This is a genomic window from Pseudomonas sp. Con_6 (assembly GCF_059379395.1).
Map to the genome: position 1 here is coordinate 1,856,820 of NZ_CM182011.1, position 21,874 is coordinate 1,878,693.

Here is a 21,874-nt window from a genome sequence, read left to right on the forward strand (position 1 = left end):
CTTTTCTTGCGAGAGCGGGTATTTCTGCAGGTAATGCGTTTGGCAAGTATGAACTCCTTTCCCCTGCTGGCAGTCTTTGATAGTTCCTTGCACGGACCCATCAAGACTGCTGCTGCATTAAGCGACGGTACAAATCCTGGATGTCAACGCGGTTTTGAGAATCGTTTTCACGTTGATCCATCAAGGATTCAAACTTTATTGGAACGGGTGCCTTTCGCAGGCGCCAAAGCCGCGCTGGAAGCAGCCGTTGGCTATTATCAGGAAGAGCAAAGAAAATGACGCTATGGTGGCTGGCTCCGCTGGTGGTGCTTGTATCTATGCTGTTGACAGGCGCGCTGCGACGCTACGCATTGGCAAAGAGCATCATTGATGTTCCGAATGCAAGAAGTTCCCACATGGTTCCCACTCCTCGTGGAGGGGGCGTTGCGATTGTGCTGGCATTTGTGCTCGCGACCGTTTTCGCTGGTCTTATTGGACTGATCGAGGCTTCTACGGTGTTTGCGCTTGTCGGTGGGGGAGGGATAGTTGCTGTTATCGGATTCATGGATGATCACGGGCATATAGCTGCGCGCTGGCGCCTGCTCGGGCATTTTTTAGGTGCCGGATGGGCATTGTTCTGGATCGGCGGGTTGCCGCCACTGCAGATTTTTGGCTGGCAAATCGATTTTGGGCTGTCAGGGGCAGTGTTAGCGGCTGTTTATCTCGTCTGGATGTTGAATCTATACAATTTCATGGACGGTATCGACGGACTGGCCAGCGTTGAGGCAATTTCTGCCTGTCTCGGTGCCTCCTTGCTTTATTGGCTGACTGGTTTTGAACATCTGATCGTCCTCCCGCTCTTGCTGGCCACTGCCGTTTCAGGATTCCTGTTCTGGAATTTTCCGCCCGCTCGCATATTCATGGGGGATGCTGGCAGTGGCTTTCTAGGTGTCATCCTTGGGGTTCTGGCCCTGCAGGCCGCCTGGGCCTCCCAACAGTTGTTCTGGTGCTGGTTGATTCTTCTAGGCGTCTTCATCGTCGATGCCACTTTCACGCTCATGCGGCGTCTCGTCCGGGGGGACAAGGTTTACGAGGCACACAGGAGCCACGCTTATCAGTTCGCTTCCCGGCGCTACGGCAAGCACCTTCCGGTCACTCTTGGGGTAGCTGCGCTCAATCTGTTCTGGTTGTTGCCTGTGGCCTTGTGCGTCATGCTGCTGGGTATCGATGGTTTCTCGGCCTTGTTGGTTGCCTATGCACCGCTGGCGGGGTTGGCGCTGTTCTACAAAGCGGGCAGTATCGAATAGCCTGGTCAATGGGTTAGCTGCGGAACCTCAGTGGTTGTCAGGTGTAAAAGAGATTCAACATGGGAGCGGTACCGGTGTTCGATAGGATTTTCGATGGCGTGCGAGCGTCGCTGCTTGGTTTGCCTCGGCGCCAGAAGCGGTTGGTGCAGGTCGTGACTGATGTCATTCTGGTCTGGGCTGCCCTGTGGCTGGCATTTGTGGTTCGTCTTGGAATAGATGACCTGGCCAATCCTGTAATGGATCATTTGTGGCTCTTCCTGTTTGCACCTGTCATCTCCATTCCGCTGTTTATTCGTTTTGGCATGTACCGAGCGGTCATGCGTTATTTCGGAAATGACGCGCTGATCACCATCATCAAGGCTGTCTCTCTTGCCTCCCTGATTCTCGGTGTCGTTGTCTACTGGTACAGCGGACACCAGAATCTGGTCCCACGCTCGATCATCTTCAACTTCTGGTGGCTCAGCCTGATCATGGTCGGCGGGTTGCGTCTTGCAATGCGGCAGTACTTTCTGGGCGACTGGTACACTGCGGTGCAGCATGTTCCGTTCACGACTCGCGACAACGGCTTGCCCAAGGTGGCGATCTACGGGGCCGGTGCTGCCGGAAATCAACTGGTCGCTGCTTTGCGTCTGGGCAAGGTTATGCGGCCTGTTGCTTTTATCGATGACGATAACAGCATCGCCAATCGCATCATTTCCGGGCTCCAGGTCTACAAGCCCCGTCACATCCAGCGAATGATCGATATGACAGGTGCTGAAGAAATCCTGTTGGCCATCCCTTCGGCCTCGCGTGGTCGGCGTCGTGAAATCCTAGGGTTTCTCGAAGGTTACCCTTTGCATGTCCGCAGCGTTCCGGGATTCATGGACCTGGCAAGTGGTCGTGTCAAAGTGGATGATATTCAGGAAGTCGACATCGCGGACTTGCTTGGGCGGGATGCCGTTCCTGCCCAGGATGACCTTCTCGAGCGTTGCATTGCCGGTCAGTCGGTGCTCGTGACCGGAGCCGGTGGATCGATCGGATCGGAGCTGTGCAGACAGATCCTCAGTCTGGGTCCTAGAACGTTGCTTATGTTCGAGCATAGTGAGTTCAACCTGTACAGCATTCTTTCCGAACTGGAGCAGCGTGTTTCCCGAGAGTCTCTGCCAGTACGGTTGATTCCGATTCTGGGTTCCGTGCGCAATCAGCCGCAGCTGCTGGATATCATGAAGACCTGGAAAGTGGATACGGTATATCACGCTGCAGCGTATAAACATGTTCCCATGGTCGAGCACAACATAGCTGAAGGGATTCTGAACAATGTTATCGGTACCCTTTACACCGCTCAGGCTGCTCTCCAGGCCGGCGTAGCCAATTTTGTTCTGATATCCACCGACAAGGCGGTTCGTCCGACCAATGTCATGGGTAGCACCAAGCGCCTGGCTGAAATGACCCTGCAGGCGTTGAGCCGTGAGGTGGCACCAGTGCTGTTTGCCGATCAAGGCAATGTGTCCCAGGTAAACAAGACCCGGTTTACCATGGTGCGTTTTGGGAATGTGCTAGGTTCTTCCGGATCAGTCATTCCACTTTTTTACAAGCAGATCAGGTCGGGCGGCCCGCTGACTGTGACTCATCCGAACATTACTCGCTATTTCATGACAATCCCGGAAGCAGCCCAGTTGGTTATCCAGGCAGGCTCCATGGGGCAAGGCGGTGATGTATTCGTTCTGGATATGGGGGCGCCAGTGAAAATTGTCGAACTCGCAGAAAAAATGATTCATCTTTCCGGTCTGAGTGTTCGTTCGGAGCGTAACCCGCACGGGGATATCGCCATCGTATTCAGCGGGCTCCGGCCGGGTGAGAAACTCTATGAAGAACTTCTGATCGGAGACAATGTTGTTGCCACGCGACACCCCATGATCATGAGCGCTACGGAAGATTATCTGCCTTGGGATGTGCTGAAAGACAAACTTTCCATATTGCTGGTGGCCATTTCCAATGATGACTACGATCGTGTCCGTCAACTGCTTCGCGAAATGGTCAGCGGGTATGCTCCAGAAGGCGATATCGTCGATTGGATTCACCAGCAGCGCTGTTGCGAACCTTAGCGTTTGCATACGGCCGTCATTCCAGATCACGGCTGCTTGATGTGGATCGTCAGCATTCACAATGACGTGGCGATATTGCTGTCGGTGTTCAAGGAACCTGTCTGCCGCCGTGCTCGTTGCGCGCAGCCAGTTGAGGAGAGAGTATGCGGATTTTGGTAACCGGCGCGAAGGGATTTGTCGGGAGCGCGGTCTTGGAGCAGTTACAGGCTTATGAGTCCATTTCGGTGACGGGGGTGGTGCGCTCCCTACCCGTTGAAGACCACGCCCAGGGTATTTATCACGCAATCGGGGACATGGGGCCTGATACCAATTGGTCTGCAGCGCTTGAGGGGGTCGACGTCGTTATCCACCTGGCAGCTCGTGCACATATCTTGAACGATACTGATACCGACCCGCTCTCCGCTTTCAGGCGGACCAATGTCGGTGCAGCTCTCGCGCTTGCCAAAATGGCGATCGAAAAAGGGGTCAAGCGTTTTGTCTTCATCAGTTCCATTGGTGTGAATGGAAATGTTACGAATGGTGTGCCGTTCTCCGAAACCTCCTCTCCCGCGCCTCATGCGGACTATGCCACTTCGAAACATGAGGCAGAGCAAGCACTGAAGCAAATGACTTCCGGTAGTGGCATGGAGTTGGTGATCATCAGGCCTCCCCTTGTATACGCTGCCCACGCGCCCGGAAACTTTCGACGGCTTCTGAAGCTGGTCGCTTCGGGGCTGCCCATGCCGTTCGCAATGGTGAAAAACAAGAGGAGTCTGGTTGCCCTGGAGAACCTGGCTGACTTCATTATCACCTGTGCGCGTCATCCAGCGGCTGCTAATGAAATCTTTTTGATCAGTGATGGCGAAGACGTTTCTACTGCGGAAATGTTACGTTTGTTGGCTCAGGGGATGGGAAAAAGGCAGGTGTTACTACCTGTACCTGTACCACTGCTCGGCGGGCTGGCAGTTGCTGCAGGGAAAAAAAACCTTTACACCCAATTGTGCGGTTCATTGCAGGTGGACTCATCCAAGTGCAGAGAACTATTGGGATGGACGCCGCCCGTGGCTGCAAGTGCCGGTTTGATAGAGGCTGGACGTCGGTACCGATTCGAGCGCTGACGAGAGGTCATGTGACGTCACGCTACGGAATCCAATGTCATAGACACATTGGGTTTCATCCTTCCCTGACTCGGCAAGAACGTTGGGGCATGGATGGATTTGATGCAGGCTGGTAATAATCTGGCAAGAAATGTCGCTTTGATGGTTCTCGCGGGTGATCTAAGTTTGAAAGGCAGCCATGGAAATGCTGCCTTTCTTCATCTGAATCCCAAGGAGCTTCATCGTATGCGTAACGCTTCTATCGCTTCGCTTCTGATCGCCGTACTCGGCGTCTTATCACTTCCTCTGAGTGCAGCCCCCGTCAATCCGACCCCAGCGGTCGTGATGGCGACAGATGCCCAGCCAGCACCACTCGACCTGAACAAAGCCGACGCCCTGACGCTGCAAAGCCAGTTGACTGGCATCGGCAAGAACAAGGCGGAAGCCATCGTGGCCTATCGTGAGGAGAACGGTGCTTTCGCGTCGGTAGAGGAATTGTTGGAGATCAAGGGCATCGGCAAGGCGTTGTTGGAGCGCAACCGTGACCGGTTGACGGTAAACTGAGCTTATACGCCTGGAAAGAAAGGCCGATCAATAGATCGGCCTTTTTCATTCGCTGCGCATCAACGATCTTGTGCCTCCTTGGCATCCATTTCCGCATTGCGTTCGTGAATCCGCTTGAGCTGTTCATCCGTCAACGGCAACTTCTTCGCAGTGTCCCTGAGCATCATCAATCCACCCACGATCGAGCCGATCGCCACCAATAGTATCAACCAGGCGTACCAGGGCATGATGTTCCTCCTTTGTACGGCAATGGCGCCGCATCTGTAATATCGAGTCAAACCTGTTCACGTTGGTTCAATTATAGGGTCGGATGCGTCACCTGTTGATTTGCGATCACCGGCCCCCGTTGCAACGCTGCATCGTTTACAATGCGCGCCGTTTTCGACTTGCCAAGAGACCCTGCCCATGTCCGCCTGCCAGACGCCCCTTATTGTCGCCCTGGATTTTCCCACCCGTGACGCCGCCCTGAAGCTGGCCGATCAGCTGGACCCTGCGCTGTGCCGGGTGAAGGTCGGCAAGGAGCTGTTCACCAGCAGCGCTTCCGGCATCGTCGAGACCCTTTGCGCCAAGGGTTTCGAAGTGTTCCTGGACCTGAAATTCCATGACATCCCCAACACCACGGCGATGGCGGTCAAGGCTGCGGCCGAGATGGGCGTGTGGATGGTCAACGTGCATTGCTCCGGCGGCTTGCGCATGATGTCGGCCTGCCGTGAAGAACTGGCCAAGCGCAACGGCCCGCAGCCATTGCTGATCGGCGTGACCGTGCTGACCAGCATGGAGCGCGAGGACCTGGCTGGCATTGGCCTGGATATCGAACCGCAGGAGCAGGTATTGCGCCTGGCCGCGCTGGCGGAAAAGGCCGGCATGGACGGCTTGGTCTGCTCGGCCCTGGAAGCACCGGCACTGAAAGCTGCGCACCCGTCGCTGCAACTGGTGACCCCGGGCATCCGTCCGGCAGGCAGCGCACAGGACGACCAGCGCCGTATCCTGACCCCGCGCCAGGCCTTGGATGCCGGTTCCGACTACCTGGTGATCGGCCGCCCGATCAGTCAGGCTGCCGACCCGGCCAAGGCGCTGGCTGCGGTGGTCGCGGAAATCCGCGGCTAAGAAAGAAGACAGGGCCCGAAAGGGCCCTGTTTCGTTTCAGACCTTCAGCACCAGCTTGCCGAAGTTCTCGCCGCTGAACAGCTTCAACAGCGTCTCGGGGAAGGTCTCCAGACCTTCCACCACATCTTCCTTGCTCTTCAGCTTGCCGCTCGCCAGCCAGCCGGCGATCTCCTGGCCCGCTGCGGCGTACTGAGATACGTAATCCATCACCACGAAGCCTTCCATGCGTGCGCGGTTGACCAGCAGCGCCAGGTAGTTGGCCGGGCCTTTCACCGCCTGCTTGTTGTTGTACTGGCTGATGGCGCCGCAGATGACCACCCGCGCCTTGAGGTTCAGGCGGCTGAGCACCGCATCGAGGATGTCGCCGCCGACGTTGTCGAAGAACACATCCACGCCTTTCGGGCATTCGCGCTTGAGACCTTCCAGCACATCTTCGGCCTTGTAGTCGATGGTGCCGTCGAAGCCCAGTTCATCCTTCAGGTACTGGCATTTTTCCTTACCGCCGGCAATACCCACCACGCGGCAACCCTTGATCCTGGCAATTTGCCCGGCAATGCTGCCCACCGCACCGGCGGCGCCGGAAATCACCACGGTGTCGCCGGCCTTCGGCTGGCCGACATCGAGCAGGGCAAAGTAGGCGGTCATGCCGGTCATGCCCAGCGCCGACAGGTAGCGCGGCAGTGGCACCAGCTTCGGATCGACCTTGTAGAAGCCCTGTGGCTCGCCGAGGAAGTAGTCCTGCACGCCGAGGGCGCCGTTCACGTGATCGCCGACGGCGAACTTCGGGTTGCGCGAGGCGATCACTTCACCGACGCCAAGGGCGCGCATCACTTGGCCCAGGCCCACCGGAGGAATGTACGACTTGCCTTCGTTCATCCAGCCGCGCATTGCCGGGTCGAGGGACAGGTACAGGTTCTTCACCAGCACCTGGCCGTCGGCGGGTTCGCCCACCGGGACCTGTTCGAAGCTGAAGTCGTCCCGGGTCACGGCGCCCACCGGGCGTTTGGCGAGCAGGAAGCGGCGGTTGGTCTGGGCAGTCATGAAGGCCTCGCGAAGGTTGGGCAAAAGTCTTGTGATAGACCCTCACGGCGCCTTCGGCAAGCTCGTGCGCTGCAGCGAATACCCGAGCATCCAGCAGGATGATGAAGGCAAATGGGGATAATCATCGCTTCGCATGGTGCTCCAACCGGCGCCTTGATGATGCTGCCCAAGCGCGACGCCGCCTGACTAGACTCTCGCCACTCTCTTCACCCTTGTTGCAGGAGCTATCGATGAGCATGAAATTCAGCGGCCAGGTCGCTCTGGTCACCGGCGCCGCCGCAGGTATCGGTCGGGCAACGGCCCAGGCATTCGCCGCAGAAGGCTTGAAAGTGGTGGTCGCCGACCTCGATGTGGCCGGTGGCGAAGCCACGGTACAAGCGATCCGCGCGTCAGGCGGCGAAGCGCTGTTCGTGCCGTGCAACGTAACCAGGGATGCTGACGTGCAGCAACTGATGGGTCGCACCATTGAGGCCTACGGTCGCCTGGACTACGCCTTCAACAACGCCGGTATCGAGATCGAGCAGGGCCGCCTGGCCGAAGGCAGCGAGGCCGAGTTCGACGCGATAATGGGCGTCAACGTCAAGGGCGTGTGGTTGTGCATGAAGTACCAGTTGCCACTGATGCTGGCCCAAGGCGGTGGGGCGATCGTCAACACCGCTTCGGTGGCCGGTCTCGGTGCTGCGCCGAAGATGAGCATCTACGCAGCCTCCAAGCACGCGGTGATCGGCCTGACCAAATCCGCCGCCATCGAATATGCGAAGAAGCAGATTCGCGTCAACGCGGTGTGCCCGGCGGTGATCGACACCGATATGTTCCGCCGTGCCTACGAGGCCGATCCGCGCAAGGCCGAGTTCGCCGCAGCGATGCACCCGGTGGGGCGCATCGGCAAGGTCGAGGAAATCGCGGCCGCCGTGCTCTACCTGTGCAGCGATGGCGCAGCGTTCACCACAGGCCACGCCTTGACCGTAGACGGCGGCGCCACCGCTATCTGACCTGCAGCAGTGCCTGGATCCTGGTGTTGCGGCTGGCGCGCAGCAGTGCGCCAGCCACCACCAGGCAGCCGAGCAGCAGCAGGACGCCGAACGACGCCAGCGCGGTGCCGGCTCCAAAGCGGTCGGCGAGCAGGCCGGTGAAGATCACCGGGAGGCTGAACCCGAGGTATGCCAGTAGGAAGAATCCGGCGCTAGCGCGGGTTTTTTCCGGGCCGGCCAGGGCATTCACCGCCGACAATCCCCCCAGGTAGATGAAACCGTAGCAGGCGCTGCTGGCGCCGATCGCCCCCAGCAACACCGCCGCCAGCACGCCGCTGTGGGCACCCCAGGACAGCACGACGTAGCTGCACGGCAGGACCAGCAGCCCGAGCAGGGTAGAGCGGTTCGACGTCATCCGTCGCGCGATTGGCTGGAACAGCAAGCCGCAACTGATCACGCAGAAGGTCGAAAGCCCCGACCAGTTCGCCAATTCATGGCGCGCCAGGATCGACGGCATCAGGGCGATCACCAGGCCGACACAAGCCCAGGCCAGCAGGATCGCCAGGCCATAGGGCAGGCTGCCAGCCGGGTAGAAGGGCAGGCGTAGCAACGGCGTGGAGCGGCGTGGGGCTGGGTCCGGCAGGCGCAGCACCGCCAGCAGCGCGACCAGGGCCAGGCCCAGGTGCAGGGGGAAACTGCCCGGTGCCAGGCTCGGCCCCTGCAACAGAAACAGGCTGGTGACCGCCGCACCCAAGCCGAAGCCCAGCGACGTGCTGGCGGTGACCCGGTTTGCGGCGGCGCGGCTGTCACTACCCTGCAGCAGTTCGCACATGTACGCCGTGCCGGTGGCCGAGGCCAGTGCTGTGCCGACGCCGAGCAGGGTGCGGGCAAAGGCGAGGCTGGTCAGGCCCGGGGCGATCAGCATCAGCACTGTGGCCGCCATGGACAGCAGCAGCGCCACGACGATCAGGCGCTTGTGCCCGACCCGGTCCGCCAGTCCGCCCAGCAGCAACAGCACGGGCAGGACCCCGATCACATAACCGGAAAACGCCACCGCCGTAGCCGCCGCGCCCTGACCGGACAAGGCCGCGTAGGCGGTGTACAACGGGGCTTGGAGGTTGACGGCGAAAGTCACCAGGCACAGAGCGAAGGCCAGTGTGGTGGAGGCGTGGCGGCTGGTCATGGGGTTCTCCTTGGATGCTCCCTCGATTGTCCGCAGGCGTCCGGAGCCGGGAAAGACACAGCTCGCAGGCTTTTGTGATTAACTGTTTGGCCAAACCGACCAAACACTTCACGTCATGAAACTGAATCTCGACCGCCAGTCGACCACGCCCCTGGTGCAGCAACTGAGCGATGGCCTGTGTCACTGGATCACCGTCCAGCGCCTGCGCCCCGGTACCCGTCTGCCGTCGATCCGTCATCTGGTGCGCGAGCAGGGTGTCAGCCAGTCCTGTGCCATCGAGGCCTACGACCGCCTGGTATCCCAGGGTTGGCTGGAGGCGCGGCACGGCGTGGGATTCTTCGTCGCCGAGCGCCGGGGCCAGGCACCGTTCGCCGAGGAACCGGCCTGGGATGAGGGCGCCGAGGGGCGCTGGCGGCTGTTCAGCGACGAGCAGGAAGACCTGCTGCGTCTCGGTTGTGGCTGGCTGCCAGGCAACTGGCGACAGAGCGAGGAGATCGCCCTGGCGATTCGCCAGGTCAGCCGCGGCGCCGACCAGGACCTGTTCGGTTACGGCCCGCCGCTGGGCCTGACCGCGCTGCGCCAGCAGGTGCGCAAGCGCCTGGCGCTGCTTGGCATCCAGGTGCAGCCGGAACAGATCCTCGCCACCCAAGGCGCCAGCCAGGCCCTTGATCTGTTGGTACGCACCCTGCTCAAGCCCGGCGACACCGTGCTGGTGGAGCGCCCCGGTTATTACAACCTGTACAACCTGCTGCGTCTGCATGGCGTGCACATGCTGGAGGTGCCGCGCACTGCGGAAGGTCCGGATCTCGAGGTACTAAGCGTATTGCTGCGCGAGCATCGCCCGCGTTACCTGTTCCTCAACAGCCTGTACCAGAACCCCACCGGCACCAGCCTCAGCCCGCGTTGCGCCCAGCGCTTGCTGGAACTGGCCGGCGAGCATGACCTGCGGATCATCGAGGACGACATCTACGCCGACTTCCAGGAAGGCCCGGCAACCCGCCTGACGACCCTCGACAGCCAGCAGCGGGTGATCTACCTGGCAAGCTTCTCCAAGACGCTCAGCAGTTCGCTGCGGGTCGGCTATCTGGTGGCTGACGCGGGGCTGATCGCGCGCTTGGCCGAGGTCAAGATGATCACCGGTATTGGTGCTTCGCGCTTCGCCGAACAGGTGGTGGCGCAGTTGCTCGGCAGCGGCGTGTACCGCAAGAGCGTGCAACGCCTGCGGGTACGCTTGGCGGAGCATATGGCCAGCGCCCTGCGCCTGCTTGAAGCCAATGGCTGGGAAGTCTTCGCCGAGCCCTACGGCGGCATGTTCGTCTGGACCCGCTACCCGGGCGTGGACTTTGCCTGCCTGCAGCAACTCGCCCAGGCCGCCGGTGTACTCCTTTCACCGGGCTCCGCTTTCGACCCGCAAGGCCGCGACAGCGACTGGCTGCGCATCAACGTCGCCTATGCCCGCGACCTACGTGCCCAGGCGTTTTTCCAGGCCGTCTCGCAAGCATCGTCGCGACGACCTCCAGCTTCCTGAAAACGACGACTCCCTAGCTTTTTGCCATTATTGCGACAGGGGTGTCTTGTGCACTCACCAACGCCATTGCCACTCTGCACCCTTGGATATCCGGCACGTTTTCCAAGGGCAGCAGGAGAGGGCGGCGAACAATGAACTCGGGCGCGAATGGCGGTTTTGCCAACCTGGGCATGGCCCGCAAGCTGGGGCTTGGATTCACTCTGGTACTGCTGCTCACGGCAGTGGTGGCGGCAATCGGTATCGCCGCGTTGTACGGGCTGGGCCAGCGCTTCGACGGGCTCAAGCAGATCACTGCGTTCAACAACGGCGTGCTGGCGCTGCGCATGCATGAGCAACGCTACGCCCAGCGCTCCGATCCCAAGGAGGCCGAGGCGCTGCGCAAGGGCGTCGAGGCGCTGACCAGCCGGGCCGCGGAACTGCCCGAGCTGGCTGGCAGCGATGTCGCAAGCGCGCTCACCGCCTACCGCCAGGCCTTCGACGAGTACGTGGAGCTGACCCAGTCCAAGGAACTGGCGCTGGACATGGCCAGTTGGTCGGTGTCCAGCGTCGCCAACAACCTCGATGTCCTGCAGGCCGGACTGGCCGACGACGGCACCTGGACCCTCAAGGATTCCCAAGGCCAGAAAGGCGCCGAGTTCGTCGAGCAGGCCGGCCAGGTTGCCCAGGTGGCGCGCCTGATGCTGCAGGCCATGGACGAGGCGCGGGTACGTCTGGAGCAGAACCGCAAGGGCGCCGAGGATGCACGCCAGGGTCGTATCGAGCAGGCTGAGCAGGCCGCGCAACTGGCCGGCCAGCTCAAGGGCACGGTGCAGGATCCGGGCTACCAGAGCGTGCTCGGCGAAGTCACCACGCATATTGCCAGCTTCGGCGAGAAGCTCGGTGAATACACCGACCTGCTGGCCCGTGAAGATCAGTTGCGCAAGCAGTTGCAGGCGCGTTCCGAGCAGGTCACTGCACGGGTCGATCAGATCAACGCCGACATCGACGCCGCCATGCAGGCGGAATTGAAGCGCAACGCCTTGCTGATCCTGATTTCTTCACTGGCGGCGCTGCTGGTGGGCGTGGTGGCGGCGGTCCTTATCACCCGCGCGATCGTCCTGCCACTGCGCCGGGTCATCGTCCGCGCCCAGGAAATCGCCGCTGGCGACCTGCGTGGCGAGATTGCCGTTGATCGTCGCGACGAGGTCGGCCAATTGCTCCTGGCCATGCAGCAGATGGGCAGCGGCCTGAGCGGCATCGTCAGCGGCCTGCAGGCCGGCATCGACAAGCTCGCCAGCAACGCCCACAGCCTGTCGGCGGTGACCGAGCAGACCAACCGCGAAGTCAGCAGCCAGAAGGACGAGACCGACCAGGTCGCCACTGCCATGCAGCAGATGACCGCCACCGTCCACAGCGTCGCCCGCGATGCCGAGGAAGCGGCGCAGGCCGCGCAGTCGGCGGACGGCAAGGTGGAAAGCGGCCAGCAGGTGGTGCGCCAGAGCATGCAGCGTATCGAGCGCCTGGCCAGTGCTGCGGACTCTGCCAGCCACAGCATCGAGAGCCTGAGTGCCGAGATTCAGCACATCGGTTCGGTACTGGAAGTGATCAAGAGTGTTGCCGAGCAGACCAACCTGCTGGCCCTCAACGCGGCCATCGAGGCAGCCCGGGCCGGTGAGCAAGGTCGTGGCTTTGCCGTGGTCGCAGACGAAGTGCGCGCCCTGGCCCAGCGCACCCAACAATCCACCGGCGAGATCGAGCGCCTGGTCAGCAGCCTGCGCAGCAATGCCCAGGCCTCGGTGGCGCAGATCCAGGGCAGTGGCGAACTGGTCAAGCTGGCGGTGGCCGACGCCCTGCAGACCGAAAGCGCGTTGGGCAGCATCGCCAGCGCGGTGTCACTGATCCAGCAGATGAACCAGCAGATCGCTGCGGCGGCCGAGCAGCAGAGCTCGGTGGCCGAGGAAATCAGCCGCAGCGTTACGCAGATCCGCAGCAGTGCCGATCAGTCAGCGATGGCCATGCGCGGCAACGCCAGTTCGAGTATCGAACTGGCGCAGTTGGGGACGGAGCTGAAGGGGATGGTCGGGCATTTCCGGATCTGAGTCCGGAAAGGCCTGTCAGACGGCCTTGCGCCAGTTGAGGATCAGCAGGGTCAGCACCCCGGCGACGATGCCCCAGAAGGCCGAGCCGATGGAGAACAGGGTGAAGCCCGAGGCGGTGACCATGAAGGTAATCAGCGCTGCCTCGCGCTCTTTCACTTCGTTCATCGCCACGCTGAGGCCGTTCATGATCGAGCCGAACAGGGCCAGGGCGGCGATAGACAGTACCAGCTCTTTCGGCAGCGCGGCGAACAGCGCCGCCAGGGTGGCGCCGAAGGTGCCGACGATGGCGTAGAAGATCCCGCACCAGACTGCCGCGGTATAGCGCTTCTCAGGGTTCTCGTGGGCGTGTGGCCCGGTGCAGATCGCCGCGCTGATCGCCGCCAGGTTGACCCCGTGGGCGCCAAAGGGGGCGAGCAGCAGCGAGGCCAGGCCGGTGACCGAGATCAGCGGCGACGCCGGCACCTGGTAACCGTCGGCGCGCAACACGGCGATCCCGGGCATGTTCTGCGAGGTCATCGCCACCACGAACAACGGGATGCCGATGCTGATCGTCGCTGCCAGGGAGAAGGTTGGCGTAGTCCACACGGGCGTTGCCACTTCCAGGGTGAAGTGGCTGAAGTCCAGCAGTCCCAACACTGCGGACAACGCCGTGCCCACCACCAGCGCCGCCAGCACCGAATAGCGCGGCGACAGGCGCTTGACCAGCAGGTAGCTGAACAGCATGGCCAGGACCAGGCTGGTGCGATGCTGCGCGGCGACGAAGATTTCGATGCCGATCTTGAACAGGATGCCCGCCAGCAATGCCGAGGCCAGCGAGGCCGGGATCCGTCGCATCAGGCGTTCGAAGCTGCCGGTCAAGCCGCAGATCACTACCAGGACGGCGCAGGTGATGTAGGCGCCAATGGCCTCGCCATAGCTCACGCCGCTCAGGCTGGTGACCAGCAAGGCGGCGCCCGGAGTGGACCAGGCCACGGTCACCGGTGTGCGGTAGCGCAACGACAGGCCGATGCTGCACACTGCCATGCCCATCGACAGGGCCCAGATCCACGAGGAGATCTGGCCTGTTGTGAGGCCTGCTGCCTGGCCGGCCTGGAACATCAGGACCAGCGAGCTGGTGTAGCCGGTGAGCATGGCGATGAAGCCGGCGACCACCGCCGAAGGAGAAGTGTCGGCCAGCGGCCGCAAGTGCGCGGAGGTGGCGTCGGGCATGGGAAATTCCTTATTGTTTCGATGTAAGCAGATTTTTCAGACTACCGTGCGATGGGGTAGCGGGTGCGGTACAGCCGTCAGTGCATTTAACCGTACAGTCATCGTTTTTCGTTTTGCGCAAATGGGGGAGGGGCACGATGTACAAGGTCTATGGGGATTATCAGTCGGGCAACTGCTACAAGATCAAGCTGATGCTGCATCTGCTCGACCTGCCCTACACCTGGCAGCCGGTGGATATTCTCAAGGGTGAGACGGAGACGCCGGAATTTCTGGCGATGAACCCCAATGGCAAGGTGCCGGTACTGCAGTTGGAAGACGGCACCTGCCTGTGGGAGTCCAATGCGATCCTCAACTTCCTCGCCGAGGGCAGTGAATTCCTGCCTAGCGAGCCGCGCCTGCGCACCCAGGTGTTGCAATGGCAGTTCTTCGAGCAGTACAGCCATGAGCCCTATATCGCCGTGGCGCGTTTCATCCAGTTCTATCTGGGGCTGCCGGACGAGCGCCTGGACGAGTACCGCAAGCTGCACAAGGGCGGGCACAAGGCGCTGAGGGTGATGGAGCGGCAACTGGAAGTGACACCGTACCTGGTGGGGGACCGGTATTCGATCGCCGATGTGGCGCTGTATGCCTACACCCATGTGGCCCATGAGGGCGGCTTCGACCTGGCGGCCTATCCGAAGGTGCGTGAGTGGCTGGCGCGGGTGGCGGAGCATCCGCGGCATGTGCCGATGGTGGATTGATGTCGCTGCTGCCGGCCCTATCGCTGGCAAGCCAGCTCCCACCGCGGCGACTCCAGGGCTGTATTCCACAGGCACAGCACTGCTATTGAGATCGGTGCGGTACCTGTGGGAGCTGGCTTGCCAGCGATGAGGCCGGTAGTCACACCGCCGAGAAGCGCTTGTCCAGGTAAGCGATGATCGCCTTGGACTCATACATCCAGGTGGTCTTGCCATCTTCCTCGATACGCAGGCACGGCACCTTGATCTTGCCGCCTTCGTTCAGCAGGGTCTGGCGATCCTGCTCGTTGTTCTTCGCATCCCGCAGCGTCACCGGCACGTTCAGGCGGTGCAGGGTGCGGCGGGTCTTCACGCAGAACGGGCAGGCGTGGAACTGGTACAGGCTCAGGCCACGGGCTTCCTGCTCGACCTTCGCCTGGGCGGCGGGATCACGCTTGAGCTTGGCCGGACGGCTGACCCAGTCGAGAAAGACGATCAGCTGGCCGAGGCCAACCCGCAGGGCTTTGACGATCATGGCAACTCCTCGGGAAATGAAAAGGCCGACCTCGAAAGGTCGGCCCGGATGACGCGCCCGATCACTTGATCAGGCTGAGAAACTCGCTGCGTGTCGCTGCGTTTTCACGGAATTCGCCGAGCATCACCGAAGTGATCATGGACGAGTTTTGCTTCTCCACACCGCGCATCATCATGCACATGTGCTTGGCCTCGATGACCACTGCCACGCCCATGGCTCCGGTGACCTTCTGGATCGCCTCGGCGATCTCGCGGCTGAGGTTTTCCTGGATCTGCAGGCGACGGGCATACATGTCGACGATCCGTGCCACCTTGGACAGGCCCAGCACCTTGCCACTCGGGATGTAGGCGACATGCGCCTTGCCGATGAACGGCAGCAGGTGATGTTCGCACAGCGAGTACAGCTCGATGTCCTTGACCAGGACCATTTCGCTGTTGTCGGAGCTGAACAGTGCGCCGTTGGTGACTTCTTCCAGGGTTTGGGTGTAACCGCGGCAAAGGTACTGCATGGCCTTCGCGGCCCGTTTCGGCGTGTCGAGCAGGCCTTCGCGGGAGACATCCTCGCCGAGCTGGCCAAGGATTGCGGTGTAGTGCTGTTCCAGGGACATGGATCTACCTGTGGTGTATTTCGCAAACGCGAAGGGTACGGCGGCTGTCGCGGCACCGCAAGTGCGGCGTTACTCGTCGCGGCCCTCGAGCATGGTTCGGCGCAACATCACGTACACCGCGCCAGTGCCGCCGTGACGGGCCTGGCAGGAAGTGAAACCGAGCACCTGGGGGTGCTGGCGCAGCCAAGTGTTGACGTGGCTCTTGATCATTGGCCGCTTGCCGTCCAGGCGTACCGCCTTGCCGTGGGTGACGCGCACGCAGCGGATTTCGAAGCGGGTAGCTTCGGCGAGGAAGGCCCACAGGGTCTCCCGGGCCTTCTCCACGGTCATGCCGTGCAGGTCGAGGCTGCCTTCGAAAGGGATCTGGCCGATCTTGAGCTTGCGCATCTGGCTTTCCTGGACGCCGTTGCCGGCCCAGTGCAGGTCGTCCTCGGGACCGACGTCGATGACAAACTGGTCGGACAGGCCGTCGACCACGGTCTGGTCGCTGCGCACCGTCGCGTTCTGCCGCAGGCTGGCCAGTTGCTTGCGATCGGCCTTGGCCTTGCCAGTATCGGCGCGGTCATGCTTGATCTGCTTGACGCCGCGCATCTCGCTCTTGAACAGGGAAAAATCATCGTCTTGCATGTAAAGCCTCCGCCAGAACCGCGCAGAGTCTACGCAGTCAGTCGTGTTTTTTCATCAGGTGCGGTGACAGGTTCAGTTCGCGGCTACGGCGCCGGCGCAGGCGACGGCGGCGCCAGATCCATACGCCGAGGTACAGCACCAGCAGACCGCCGGCGAGCAGCAGGCTGGCGGCGGCGTGGTTGTCGTTCAGTTCACCCAGCGCCGCCGGGCGGCCTAGCAGGCTGGCGGCCCCGGCCATCGTCAGGAGTATGCCGAGGGTCGCCAGCAGGGCGGAGAAGGCCGCGGCCAGCCGCGCGCCCCAACTGCCCGGCTGGCGCGGGCGCAGGCGTTTGGCGTCGAAACCGTCGGATATCTTCATGCCGAGCTCCTCTGTAAATAACCCGAATTGGACCGGGAATCGTCGAGGTGGTTCCGAGCGCCGCCGGTTCAGACCAGGCTGTCGGTCGGGGTCACGCAGGCGAAGTTGTCGGCCATGATCGCCATTTCGCTCTGCTGGATCTGCGCGGCCGGGATCACGCCGTCCTTGAACGGCAGGTCTCGGGTGGCACAGGCATCTTCCACCAGAGTGCAGCGGTAGCCGTAGTCCTTGGCGCGGCGCACGGTGGTGCTGACGCTGGAATGGCTCATGAAACCGCAGACGATCAGGTCGAGGTGACCGAGTGCCTGCAGGGTTTCATGCAGCTTGGTGTTCTTGAAGGCATTGGGCATGCGCTTCTCGATGATGATCTCGTCGCCCTTGGGTTCCAGGCCCGGGATGAATTCGCCGCGCGGGCCCTGTGGATCGAACAGGCCACCGACGGTGCCGAGGTGACGTACATGGATGATCGGACGACCGGCCTTGCGTGCCGCCTCGAGCATTCTGCCGATGTTCGCCACCGCGTCGGCCATGCCCGAGAGCGCCAGGGGACCGCTGAGGTACTCCTTCTGCGCATCGATAATCACCAGGCTGGCGTTGCTCAGTTTGGCCGGCGGATAGCCGCGTCCGCTGAGGTGGAACATCGTCGTTGGAACAGACATCAAGGGCTCCTTTGGATAGGGCTTTTTACCTATTCTCCCCTGCTTGGCCGCCGATGTGAATCGCTTAGCGTACAAGCGGCGTAGTTAGTGGCTTTCAGCCATGTCAGAAAATCGCTCGTCTTCGCCGTCGCGGCCAATTGTGGCGCGGGGGCTGGTAGAATCGCCGGTCGTCTTTCCAGGAGTCTGCCGTGATCACTTCCCGCCTGCGCACGTTGCGCGACCATATTCGTTGGGCTGTCAGCCGTTTCCATGAGCACGACCTGTTCTTCGGGCACGGTGCCGACAACGCCTGGGACGAGGCCCGCCTGCTGGTACTGGGTGCGGTGCACCTGCCATGGGAAGTGGCCGACAGCTACCTCGATTGCCGCCTGGAGGATGACGAACTGGTCAAGTTGCAGCGCCTGCTCAAGCGTCGTATCGAGGACCGCGTGCCCACCGCCTACCTGCTCGGTGAAGCCTGGTTCTGCGGCATGTCGTTCCTGGTGGACGAGCGTGTGCTGGTGCCGCGTTCGCCGATCGGCGAGCTGATCGAGCGGCGTTTCGAGCCGTGGCTGGGCAACGAACCGGCGCGCATCCTCGATCTCTGCACCGGCTCCGGCTGCATCGGCATCGTCAGCGCCGAGGTGTTCCCCGACGCGGAAGTGGTGCTGGCCGACCTGTCCTTCGAGGCCCTAGAAGTGGCCAACCAGAACATCGAGCGGCATGGCCTGGAAGAGCGGGTCTACACCGTTCAGGGCGATGGTTTCGAAGGCCTGCCGGGACAGCGTTTCGACCTGATCCTGTCCAACCCGCCGTATGTCGATGCCGAGGACTTCGCCGACATGCCGGCCGAATACCACCACGAGCCGGAGCTGGGCCTGGCCTGTGGCAACGATGGCCTGGACCTGGTGCGGCGCATGCTGGCCGAGGCGGCGGACCACCTGACCGAGAAGGGTTTGCTGATCGTCGAGGTGGGTAATAGCCAGGTGCATGTCGAGCAGTTGTACCCGGAAGTGGATTTCGCCTGGCTGGAATTCGAGCGGGGCGGGCATGGGGTCTTCATGCTGACGGCCGAGCAGTGCCGGCAGCATCAGGGGTTGTTCGCTTCTCGGGTCTGACCAGCAGATCCAGAGAGCGCCGCGAACCCGCTTCCACAGAGTCCGCGGTGCTTTTCAGCGGTGGGTAGCAATCCAGATCAGCAACCCCGCCTGGAACACCGCGAACGCCACAAGGCACGTGATGGTAAAGCGCAGCCCGCCGTCCTCGCGTTTGTACTTGGCGACCCGCTCATCCCGCTCGCGCAGCTGTGCTTCCTTCTCGTGCAGCCTGGTTTCCGCCTGCTGCAGCATGTTTGCCGCGTCGATGATGTCGACCCGCTGCAGCTTGTCGGTATTCCAGCCACCCTTGAGCTGGCCCACCTGGGTTTCCACCCAGCGGCCCTTGAGATGCTGGGCGTCGGCGTATTCCACTTCCACGCCATGACTACGCAGGGCGTGGTCGCGGCGCAGGCGGGTGTCTTCGTTGAGCGCATCCTTGTTCGCCAGCGCGCCGCCTTCGAGGCGGTAGTGCGACCAGCGCCGCTGCGCCCAGAGGACCGCCTGGGCCAGCAGGAAGCGACCGATGCCGCGGTTCAGCGGTTCGATCTGCAGGCCGCTGTCCGGTTGGATGCTGACCAGCTTCTGCTCGTGATCGACACGGACATCCAGAGTGTTCTGCTCCTTGCGGGTCTTCTGCCCAGGCAAGCGGATTTCCATGCGCAGCAGGCTGTGTTCCTTGCTGTGGCGCTCGGCGTAGCCGTACTGGACGAAGCGCAGCGGACGCGCTCCGCTGTTGCGGTCGGTCGGCAGCGGCGCCAGGCGCAGCAGTTGGAAGTGCTCCGGGGTCAGGTCCGCCCAGGGCAGCGGGGCGGCTTCCGGTACAACCGGTTCGTCAGTCGCTTCGCCAGCGTCCTGGGTGGGTGCATCAGTCATCACGGGTGTCCTCTTTCTATCCGCGCCTGGCAGCCTGCAATGGCATTGCCTGCAACGGTTTATCGGCCGTCACGGCGAGGACTGGAGGACGATTTTGCTCATCCGGGTGTCAACTGGTGCACAAAAGCGACGATGCGTTCGCCCAATTCGCTGGCCAGGGGCAGTTGCGGATTGGTGTAGGCATTGCGCTGCTGGCCCGGGTCCGCCGGGCTGATGCGCAGCATATGGTTCATGCCGTTGATCAGCGCCAGTTGCGCGTCTGGTTTCGCCGCTTTCAGGGCTGCGGCATCGGTCGGGCTGACCTGGATATCGTTGCGCCCCTGGATGATCAGCGCCGGGATCGTCAGCTTGCCGAAGGCCGCTGCCGGGTCCTGGCGGAACAGGGAGATCAGGTAGGGCTGCACACTGGGGCGCAGGATGTCCTTTAGAACAGCAGGCAGCTGGCCGACCTGGTGTCCGGCCTTGAGCTGGTCCAGCGCGGGCTGCGCGCGCTTGAGCTGGTCGGTCGACAGTTGTTCGGCCAGTTGCTCGTGCAGCACCTGGTCCACCGGGCGGCCACTGCCAGCCAGGGCGATCACCGCATCGGCGCCCGCAGGCCCGGCGGCCAGGCTGGCGATCAGCGCACCCTCGCTATGGCCGAGCAGGACCAGCGGGCCGAAGCGCGGATCGGCCTTGATCTGGCGACTCCAGGCCACGGCGTCGGCGACATAGCGCTCGACACTGAGGTCGCGCTCGTCGGGCGTCGCGGCCAGGCTCGCCGCCACGCCGCGCTTGTCATAGCGCACGCTGGCGATGCCTTGGGCGGCCAGTTGCAGGGCCAGACGCTTGAGAATGTCGATGCGCCCGACCGCCGGGTTGTTGCCGTCGCGATCGGTAGGCCCGGACCCGGCGATGATCAGCACCACAGGTGGCGGGGTCTGGCTGCGCGGCAGCAGCAGGCTGCCTTGCAGCACGCCCTGGCCGGTGTCGAGGCTGACCGGACGTTGCAGCACACTGGGCGCAGAGGCCTGGGCGAAGCAGGAGACAAGCAGGAGCAGAAGGACGGCGAGGCGCGACATCATGGGACTACATGCGGGAAGGTGGCATTTTGACCAAGCGCCGGGCAGAAGGTTCGCCGTCAGGGATGAACTGAATGGTTCGCCTGCGTATACTGGCGACCTCGTTCAAATCAGGCTGAATTCGCGGAGCGTCCTGCATGTCCGGCAATACCTACGGCAAGCTGTTCACTGTCACCACCGCTGGCGAAAGCCATGGTCCGGCGTTGGTCGCCATTGTCGATGGCTGCCCGCCAGGCCTGGAGATCGCCCTGGAAGACCTGCAGCGCGACCTGGACCGGCGCAAGCCCGGCACCAGCCGCCACACCACCCAGCGCCAGGAGGCCGATGAGGTCGAGATCCTCTCCGGCGTCTTCGAGGGCCGCACCACCGGTTGCGCCATCGGCCTGCTGATCCGCAACACCGACCAGAAGTCCAAGGACTACTCGGCGATCAAGGACCTGTTCCGCCCGGCCCACGCCGACTACACCTACCACCACAAGTACGGTGAGCGCGACTACCGTGGCGGTGGCCGCAGCTCGGCGCGAGAAACCGCCATGCGCGTAGCCGCCGGTGCCATCGCCAAGAAGTACCTGGCGACCCAGGGCATCCAGATCCGTGGCTACATGAGCCAGTTGGGTCCGATCGAGATCCCGTTCAAGACCTGGGACTCGGTGGAGCAGAACGCCTTCTTCAGCCCGGACCCCGACAAGGTCCCGGAGCTGGAGGCCTACATGGACCAGCTGCGCCGTGACCAGGACTCGGTCGGGGCGAAGATCACCGTGGTCGCCGAAGGCGTGATGCCGGGGCTCGGCGAGCCGATCTTCGACCGTCTCGACGCCGAGCTGGCCCACGCGCTGATGAGCATCAACGCGGTCAAGGGCGTGGAGATCGGCGCCGGTTTCGCCAGCGTCGCCCAGCGCGGTACCGAGCACCGCGACGAGCTGACTCCGGAAGGCTTCCTCAGCAACAACGCTGGCGGCATTCTCGGCGGGATTTCCTCGGGCCAGCCGATCATCGCCCACCTGGCGCTCAAGCCGACGTCCAGCATCACCACTCCGGGTCGTTCTATCGACAAGGACGGCAACCCGGTGGACGTCATCACCAAAGGCCGTCACGACCCGTGCGTCGGCATCCGCGCCACGCCGATCGCCGAGGCGATGATGGCCATCGTGCTGATGGACCACCTGCTGCGCCACCGCGGACAGAACGCCGACGTGCGGGTGAACACCCCGGTACTGGGCCAGCTCTGATGCCCGGCA

General features: G+C 62.3%; 23 protein-coding genes and 1 pseudogene. 13 read left to right on the forward strand and 11 right to left on the reverse strand.

What is annotated here, in order from left to right; genetic code table 11:
* Nucleotides 1-39: 39 nt before the first annotated feature.
* The 5 genes from AC5QPF_RS08500 (at nt 40) to AC5QPF_RS08520 (ending at nt 5,010) form a co-directional block, all read left to right on the forward strand.
* Entirely contained in the window at nt 40-279 is a 240-nt protein-coding gene (locus AC5QPF_RS08500; RefSeq protein WP_494962807.1) for a hypothetical protein, read from the forward strand.
* A complete protein-coding gene (locus AC5QPF_RS08505) occupies nt 276-1,286 on the forward strand; it encodes an MraY family glycosyltransferase (RefSeq protein WP_494962808.1) in 1,011 nt (336 codons plus the stop codon). Before AC5QPF_RS08500 ends, AC5QPF_RS08505 begins: the two co-directional genes overlap by 4 nt.
* Before the next feature lie 59 nt (nt 1,287-1,345).
* Nucleotides 1,346-3,370: a polysaccharide biosynthesis protein gene (locus AC5QPF_RS08510; protein ID WP_494962809.1), complete on the forward strand. Its 2,025-nt coding sequence runs from the start codon at nt 1,346-1,348 to the stop codon at nt 3,368-3,370.
* 191 nt (nt 3,371-3,561) lie between these two features.
* Entirely contained in the window at nt 3,562-4,467 is a 906-nt protein-coding gene (locus AC5QPF_RS08515; protein ID WP_494962810.1) for an NAD-dependent epimerase/dehydratase family protein, read from the forward strand.
* 225 nt (nt 4,468-4,692) lie between these two features.
* The gene (locus tag AC5QPF_RS08520; RefSeq protein WP_494964144.1) at nt 4,693-5,010 is read left to right on the forward strand and encodes a helix-hairpin-helix domain-containing protein; all 318 of its coding nucleotides are present in this window, start codon (nt 4,693-4,695) and stop codon (nt 5,008-5,010) included.
* 59 nt (nt 5,011-5,069) lie between these two features.
* On the opposite strand, the gene AC5QPF_RS08525 is transcribed toward AC5QPF_RS08520, so the two are convergent.
* Nucleotides 5,070-5,237, reverse strand: coding sequence for a DUF2897 family protein (locus AC5QPF_RS08525; protein WP_458975742.1), 168 nt, complete (start codon nt 5,235-5,237; stop codon nt 5,070-5,072).
* A gap of 178 nt (nt 5,238-5,415) precedes the next feature.
* Between AC5QPF_RS08525 and pyrF the strand changes: the two genes are divergently transcribed.
* On the forward strand, nt 5,416-6,117 hold the full coding sequence (gene pyrF, locus AC5QPF_RS08530) for an orotidine-5'-phosphate decarboxylase (RefSeq protein ID WP_494962811.1): 702 nt from the start codon (nt 5,416-5,418) through the stop codon (nt 6,115-6,117).
* Nucleotides 6,118-6,153: 36 nt separating this feature from the next.
* Here the strand turns inward: pyrF and AC5QPF_RS08535 are convergent, their stop codons facing one another.
* Nucleotides 6,154-7,158 carry a zinc-binding dehydrogenase gene (locus AC5QPF_RS08535; protein ID WP_494962812.1) on the reverse strand — a complete coding sequence of 335 codons (1,005 nt, stop codon included), beginning with the start codon at nt 7,156-7,158 and terminating at the stop codon, nt 6,154-6,156.
* Nucleotides 7,159-7,388: 230 nt separating this feature from the next.
* On the opposite strand from AC5QPF_RS08535, the gene AC5QPF_RS08540 reads away from it, so the two are divergent.
* The gene (locus AC5QPF_RS08540; RefSeq protein WP_494962813.1) at nt 7,389-8,150 is read left to right on the forward strand and encodes an SDR family oxidoreductase; all 762 of its coding nucleotides are present in this window, start codon (nt 7,389-7,391) and stop codon (nt 8,148-8,150) included.
* On the opposite strand, the gene AC5QPF_RS08545 is transcribed toward AC5QPF_RS08540, so the two are convergent.
* On the reverse strand, nt 8,143-9,312 hold the full coding sequence (locus AC5QPF_RS08545) for an MFS transporter (protein WP_494962814.1): 1,170 nt from the start codon (nt 9,310-9,312) through the stop codon (nt 8,143-8,145). The genes AC5QPF_RS08540 and AC5QPF_RS08545 overlap by 8 nt on opposite strands.
* Nucleotides 9,313-9,427: 115 nt before the next feature.
* Here AC5QPF_RS08545 and AC5QPF_RS08550 point away from each other — a divergent pair, with 115 nt between their 5' ends.
* The 3 genes and pseudogenes from AC5QPF_RS08550 (at nt 9,428) to AC5QPF_RS08560 (ending at nt 12,918) form a co-directional block, all read left to right on the forward strand.
* Entirely contained in the window at nt 9,428-10,840 is a 1,413-nt protein-coding gene (locus AC5QPF_RS08550; protein ID WP_494962815.1) for an aminotransferase class I/II-fold pyridoxal phosphate-dependent enzyme, read from the forward strand.
* Between the two features lie 992 nt (nt 10,841-11,832).
* A pseudogene (locus AC5QPF_RS08555) lies at nt 11,833-12,006 on the forward strand (methyl-accepting chemotaxis protein); the annotation flags it as partial.
* Nucleotides 12,007-12,213: 207 nt separating this feature from the next.
* Nucleotides 12,214-12,918: a methyl-accepting chemotaxis protein gene (locus AC5QPF_RS08560; RefSeq protein ID WP_494964145.1), complete on the forward strand. Its 705-nt coding sequence runs from the start codon at nt 12,214-12,216 to the stop codon at nt 12,916-12,918.
* 15 nt (nt 12,919-12,933) lie between these two features.
* Here the strand turns inward: AC5QPF_RS08560 and AC5QPF_RS08565 are convergent, their stop codons facing one another.
* Nucleotides 12,934-14,127, reverse strand: coding sequence for a benzoate/H(+) symporter BenE family transporter (locus AC5QPF_RS08565; RefSeq protein WP_494962816.1), 1,194 nt, complete (start codon nt 14,125-14,127; stop codon nt 12,934-12,936).
* Between the two features lie 137 nt (nt 14,128-14,264).
* Between AC5QPF_RS08565 and AC5QPF_RS08570 the strand changes: the two genes are divergently transcribed.
* Nucleotides 14,265-14,867, forward strand: a complete 603-nt coding sequence (locus tag AC5QPF_RS08570) for a glutathione S-transferase N-terminal domain-containing protein (protein WP_494962817.1) — start codon at nt 14,265-14,267, stop codon at nt 14,865-14,867.
* Nucleotides 14,868-15,006: 139 nt separating this feature from the next.
* Here AC5QPF_RS08570 and AC5QPF_RS08575 read toward each other — a convergent pair whose 3' ends face one another.
* From AC5QPF_RS08575 to AC5QPF_RS08595, 5 genes are all read right to left on the reverse strand, one after another.
* Nucleotides 15,007-15,378 (reverse strand): glutathione S-transferase N-terminal domain-containing protein, encoded by a 372-nt coding sequence (locus AC5QPF_RS08575; protein WP_494962818.1) that lies wholly within the window; start codon nt 15,376-15,378, stop codon nt 15,007-15,009.
* A 61-nt stretch (nt 15,379-15,439) separates the two neighbouring features.
* Nucleotides 15,440-15,985 carry a GTP cyclohydrolase I FolE gene (gene folE, locus AC5QPF_RS08580; RefSeq protein ID WP_494962819.1) on the reverse strand — a complete coding sequence of 182 codons (546 nt, stop codon included), beginning with the start codon at nt 15,983-15,985 and terminating at the stop codon, nt 15,440-15,442.
* 69 nt (nt 15,986-16,054) lie between these two features.
* Nucleotides 16,055-16,612, reverse strand: coding sequence for a Smr/MutS family protein (locus AC5QPF_RS08585; protein ID WP_494962820.1), 558 nt, complete (start codon nt 16,610-16,612; stop codon nt 16,055-16,057).
* Nucleotides 16,613-16,649: 37 nt separating this feature from the next.
* Nucleotides 16,650-16,970 (reverse strand): hypothetical protein, encoded by a 321-nt coding sequence (locus AC5QPF_RS08590; RefSeq protein WP_494962821.1) that lies wholly within the window; start codon nt 16,968-16,970, stop codon nt 16,650-16,652.
* 68 nt (nt 16,971-17,038) lie between these two features.
* A complete protein-coding gene (locus tag AC5QPF_RS08595; protein ID WP_494962822.1) occupies nt 17,039-17,629 on the reverse strand; it encodes an isochorismatase family protein in 591 nt (196 codons plus the stop codon).
* A gap of 188 nt (nt 17,630-17,817) precedes the next feature.
* Between AC5QPF_RS08595 and prmB the strand changes: the two genes are divergently transcribed.
* The gene (prmB, locus tag AC5QPF_RS08600; RefSeq protein WP_494962823.1) at nt 17,818-18,726 is read left to right on the forward strand and encodes a 50S ribosomal protein L3 N(5)-glutamine methyltransferase; all 909 of its coding nucleotides are present in this window, start codon (nt 17,818-17,820) and stop codon (nt 18,724-18,726) included.
* A gap of 54 nt (nt 18,727-18,780) precedes the next feature.
* Here the strand turns inward: prmB and AC5QPF_RS08605 are convergent, their stop codons facing one another.
* Nucleotides 18,781-19,578 (reverse strand): hypothetical protein, encoded by a 798-nt coding sequence (locus tag AC5QPF_RS08605; RefSeq protein WP_494962824.1) that lies wholly within the window; start codon nt 19,576-19,578, stop codon nt 18,781-18,783.
* A gap of 98 nt (nt 19,579-19,676) precedes the next feature.
* On the reverse strand, nt 19,677-20,639 hold the full coding sequence (locus AC5QPF_RS08610; protein WP_494962825.1) for an alpha/beta fold hydrolase: 963 nt from the start codon (nt 20,637-20,639) through the stop codon (nt 19,677-19,679).
* A gap of 134 nt (nt 20,640-20,773) precedes the next feature.
* Here AC5QPF_RS08610 and aroC point away from each other — a divergent pair, with 134 nt between their 5' ends.
* Nucleotides 20,774-21,865 carry a chorismate synthase gene (aroC, locus tag AC5QPF_RS08615; RefSeq protein WP_494962826.1) on the forward strand — a complete coding sequence of 364 codons (1,092 nt, stop codon included), beginning with the start codon at nt 20,774-20,776 and terminating at the stop codon, nt 21,863-21,865.
* Nucleotides 21,866-21,874: the final 9 nt, after the last annotated feature.

Coding starts and splice junctions, on each gene's coding strand:
- AC5QPF_RS08505 (WP_494962808.1), top strand. CDS start 276: ATGACGCTATGGTGGCTGGCTCCGCTGGTGGTGCTTGTATCTATGCTG.
- AC5QPF_RS08510 (WP_494962809.1), top strand. CDS start 1,346: ATGGGAGCGGTACCGGTGTTCGATAGGATTTTCGATGGCGTGCGAGCG.
- AC5QPF_RS08520 (WP_494964144.1), top strand. CDS start 4,693: ATGCGTAACGCTTCTATCGCTTCGCTTCTGATCGCCGTACTCGGCGTC.
- AC5QPF_RS08525 (WP_458975742.1), bottom strand. CDS start 5,237: ATGCCCTGGTACGCCTGGTTGATACTATTGGTGGCGATCGGCTCGATC.
- pyrF (WP_494962811.1), top strand. CDS start 5,416: ATGTCCGCCTGCCAGACGCCCCTTATTGTCGCCCTGGATTTTCCCACC.
- AC5QPF_RS08535 (WP_494962812.1), bottom strand. CDS start 7,158: ATGACTGCCCAGACCAACCGCCGCTTCCTGCTCGCCAAACGCCCGGTG.
- AC5QPF_RS08540 (WP_494962813.1), top strand. CDS start 7,389: ATGAGCATGAAATTCAGCGGCCAGGTCGCTCTGGTCACCGGCGCCGCC.
- AC5QPF_RS08545 (WP_494962814.1), bottom strand. CDS start 9,312: ATGACCAGCCGCCACGCCTCCACCACACTGGCCTTCGCTCTGTGCCTG.
- AC5QPF_RS08550 (WP_494962815.1), top strand. CDS start 9,428: ATGAAACTGAATCTCGACCGCCAGTCGACCACGCCCCTGGTGCAGCAA.
- AC5QPF_RS08560 (WP_494964145.1), top strand. CDS start 12,214: ATGACCGCCACCGTCCACAGCGTCGCCCGCGATGCCGAGGAAGCGGCG.
- AC5QPF_RS08565 (WP_494962816.1), bottom strand. CDS start 14,127: ATGCCCGACGCCACCTCCGCGCACTTGCGGCCGCTGGCCGACACTTCT.
- AC5QPF_RS08570 (WP_494962817.1), top strand. CDS start 14,265: ATGTACAAGGTCTATGGGGATTATCAGTCGGGCAACTGCTACAAGATC.
- AC5QPF_RS08575 (WP_494962818.1), bottom strand. CDS start 15,378: ATGATCGTCAAAGCCCTGCGGGTTGGCCTCGGCCAGCTGATCGTCTTT.
- folE (WP_494962819.1), bottom strand. CDS start 15,985: ATGTCCCTGGAACAGCACTACACCGCAATCCTTGGCCAGCTCGGCGAG.
- AC5QPF_RS08585 (WP_494962820.1), bottom strand. CDS start 16,612: ATGCAAGACGATGATTTTTCCCTGTTCAAGAGCGAGATGCGCGGCGTC.
- AC5QPF_RS08590 (WP_494962821.1), bottom strand. CDS start 16,970: ATGAAGATATCCGACGGTTTCGACGCCAAACGCCTGCGCCCGCGCCAG.
- AC5QPF_RS08595 (WP_494962822.1), bottom strand. CDS start 17,629: ATGTCTGTTCCAACGACGATGTTCCACCTCAGCGGACGCGGCTATCCG.
- AC5QPF_RS08605 (WP_494962824.1), bottom strand. CDS start 19,578: ATGACTGATGCACCCACCCAGGACGCTGGCGAAGCGACTGACGAACCG.
- AC5QPF_RS08610 (WP_494962825.1), bottom strand. CDS start 20,639: ATGATGTCGCGCCTCGCCGTCCTTCTGCTCCTGCTTGTCTCCTGCTTC.
- aroC (WP_494962826.1), top strand. CDS start 20,774: ATGTCCGGCAATACCTACGGCAAGCTGTTCACTGTCACCACCGCTGGC.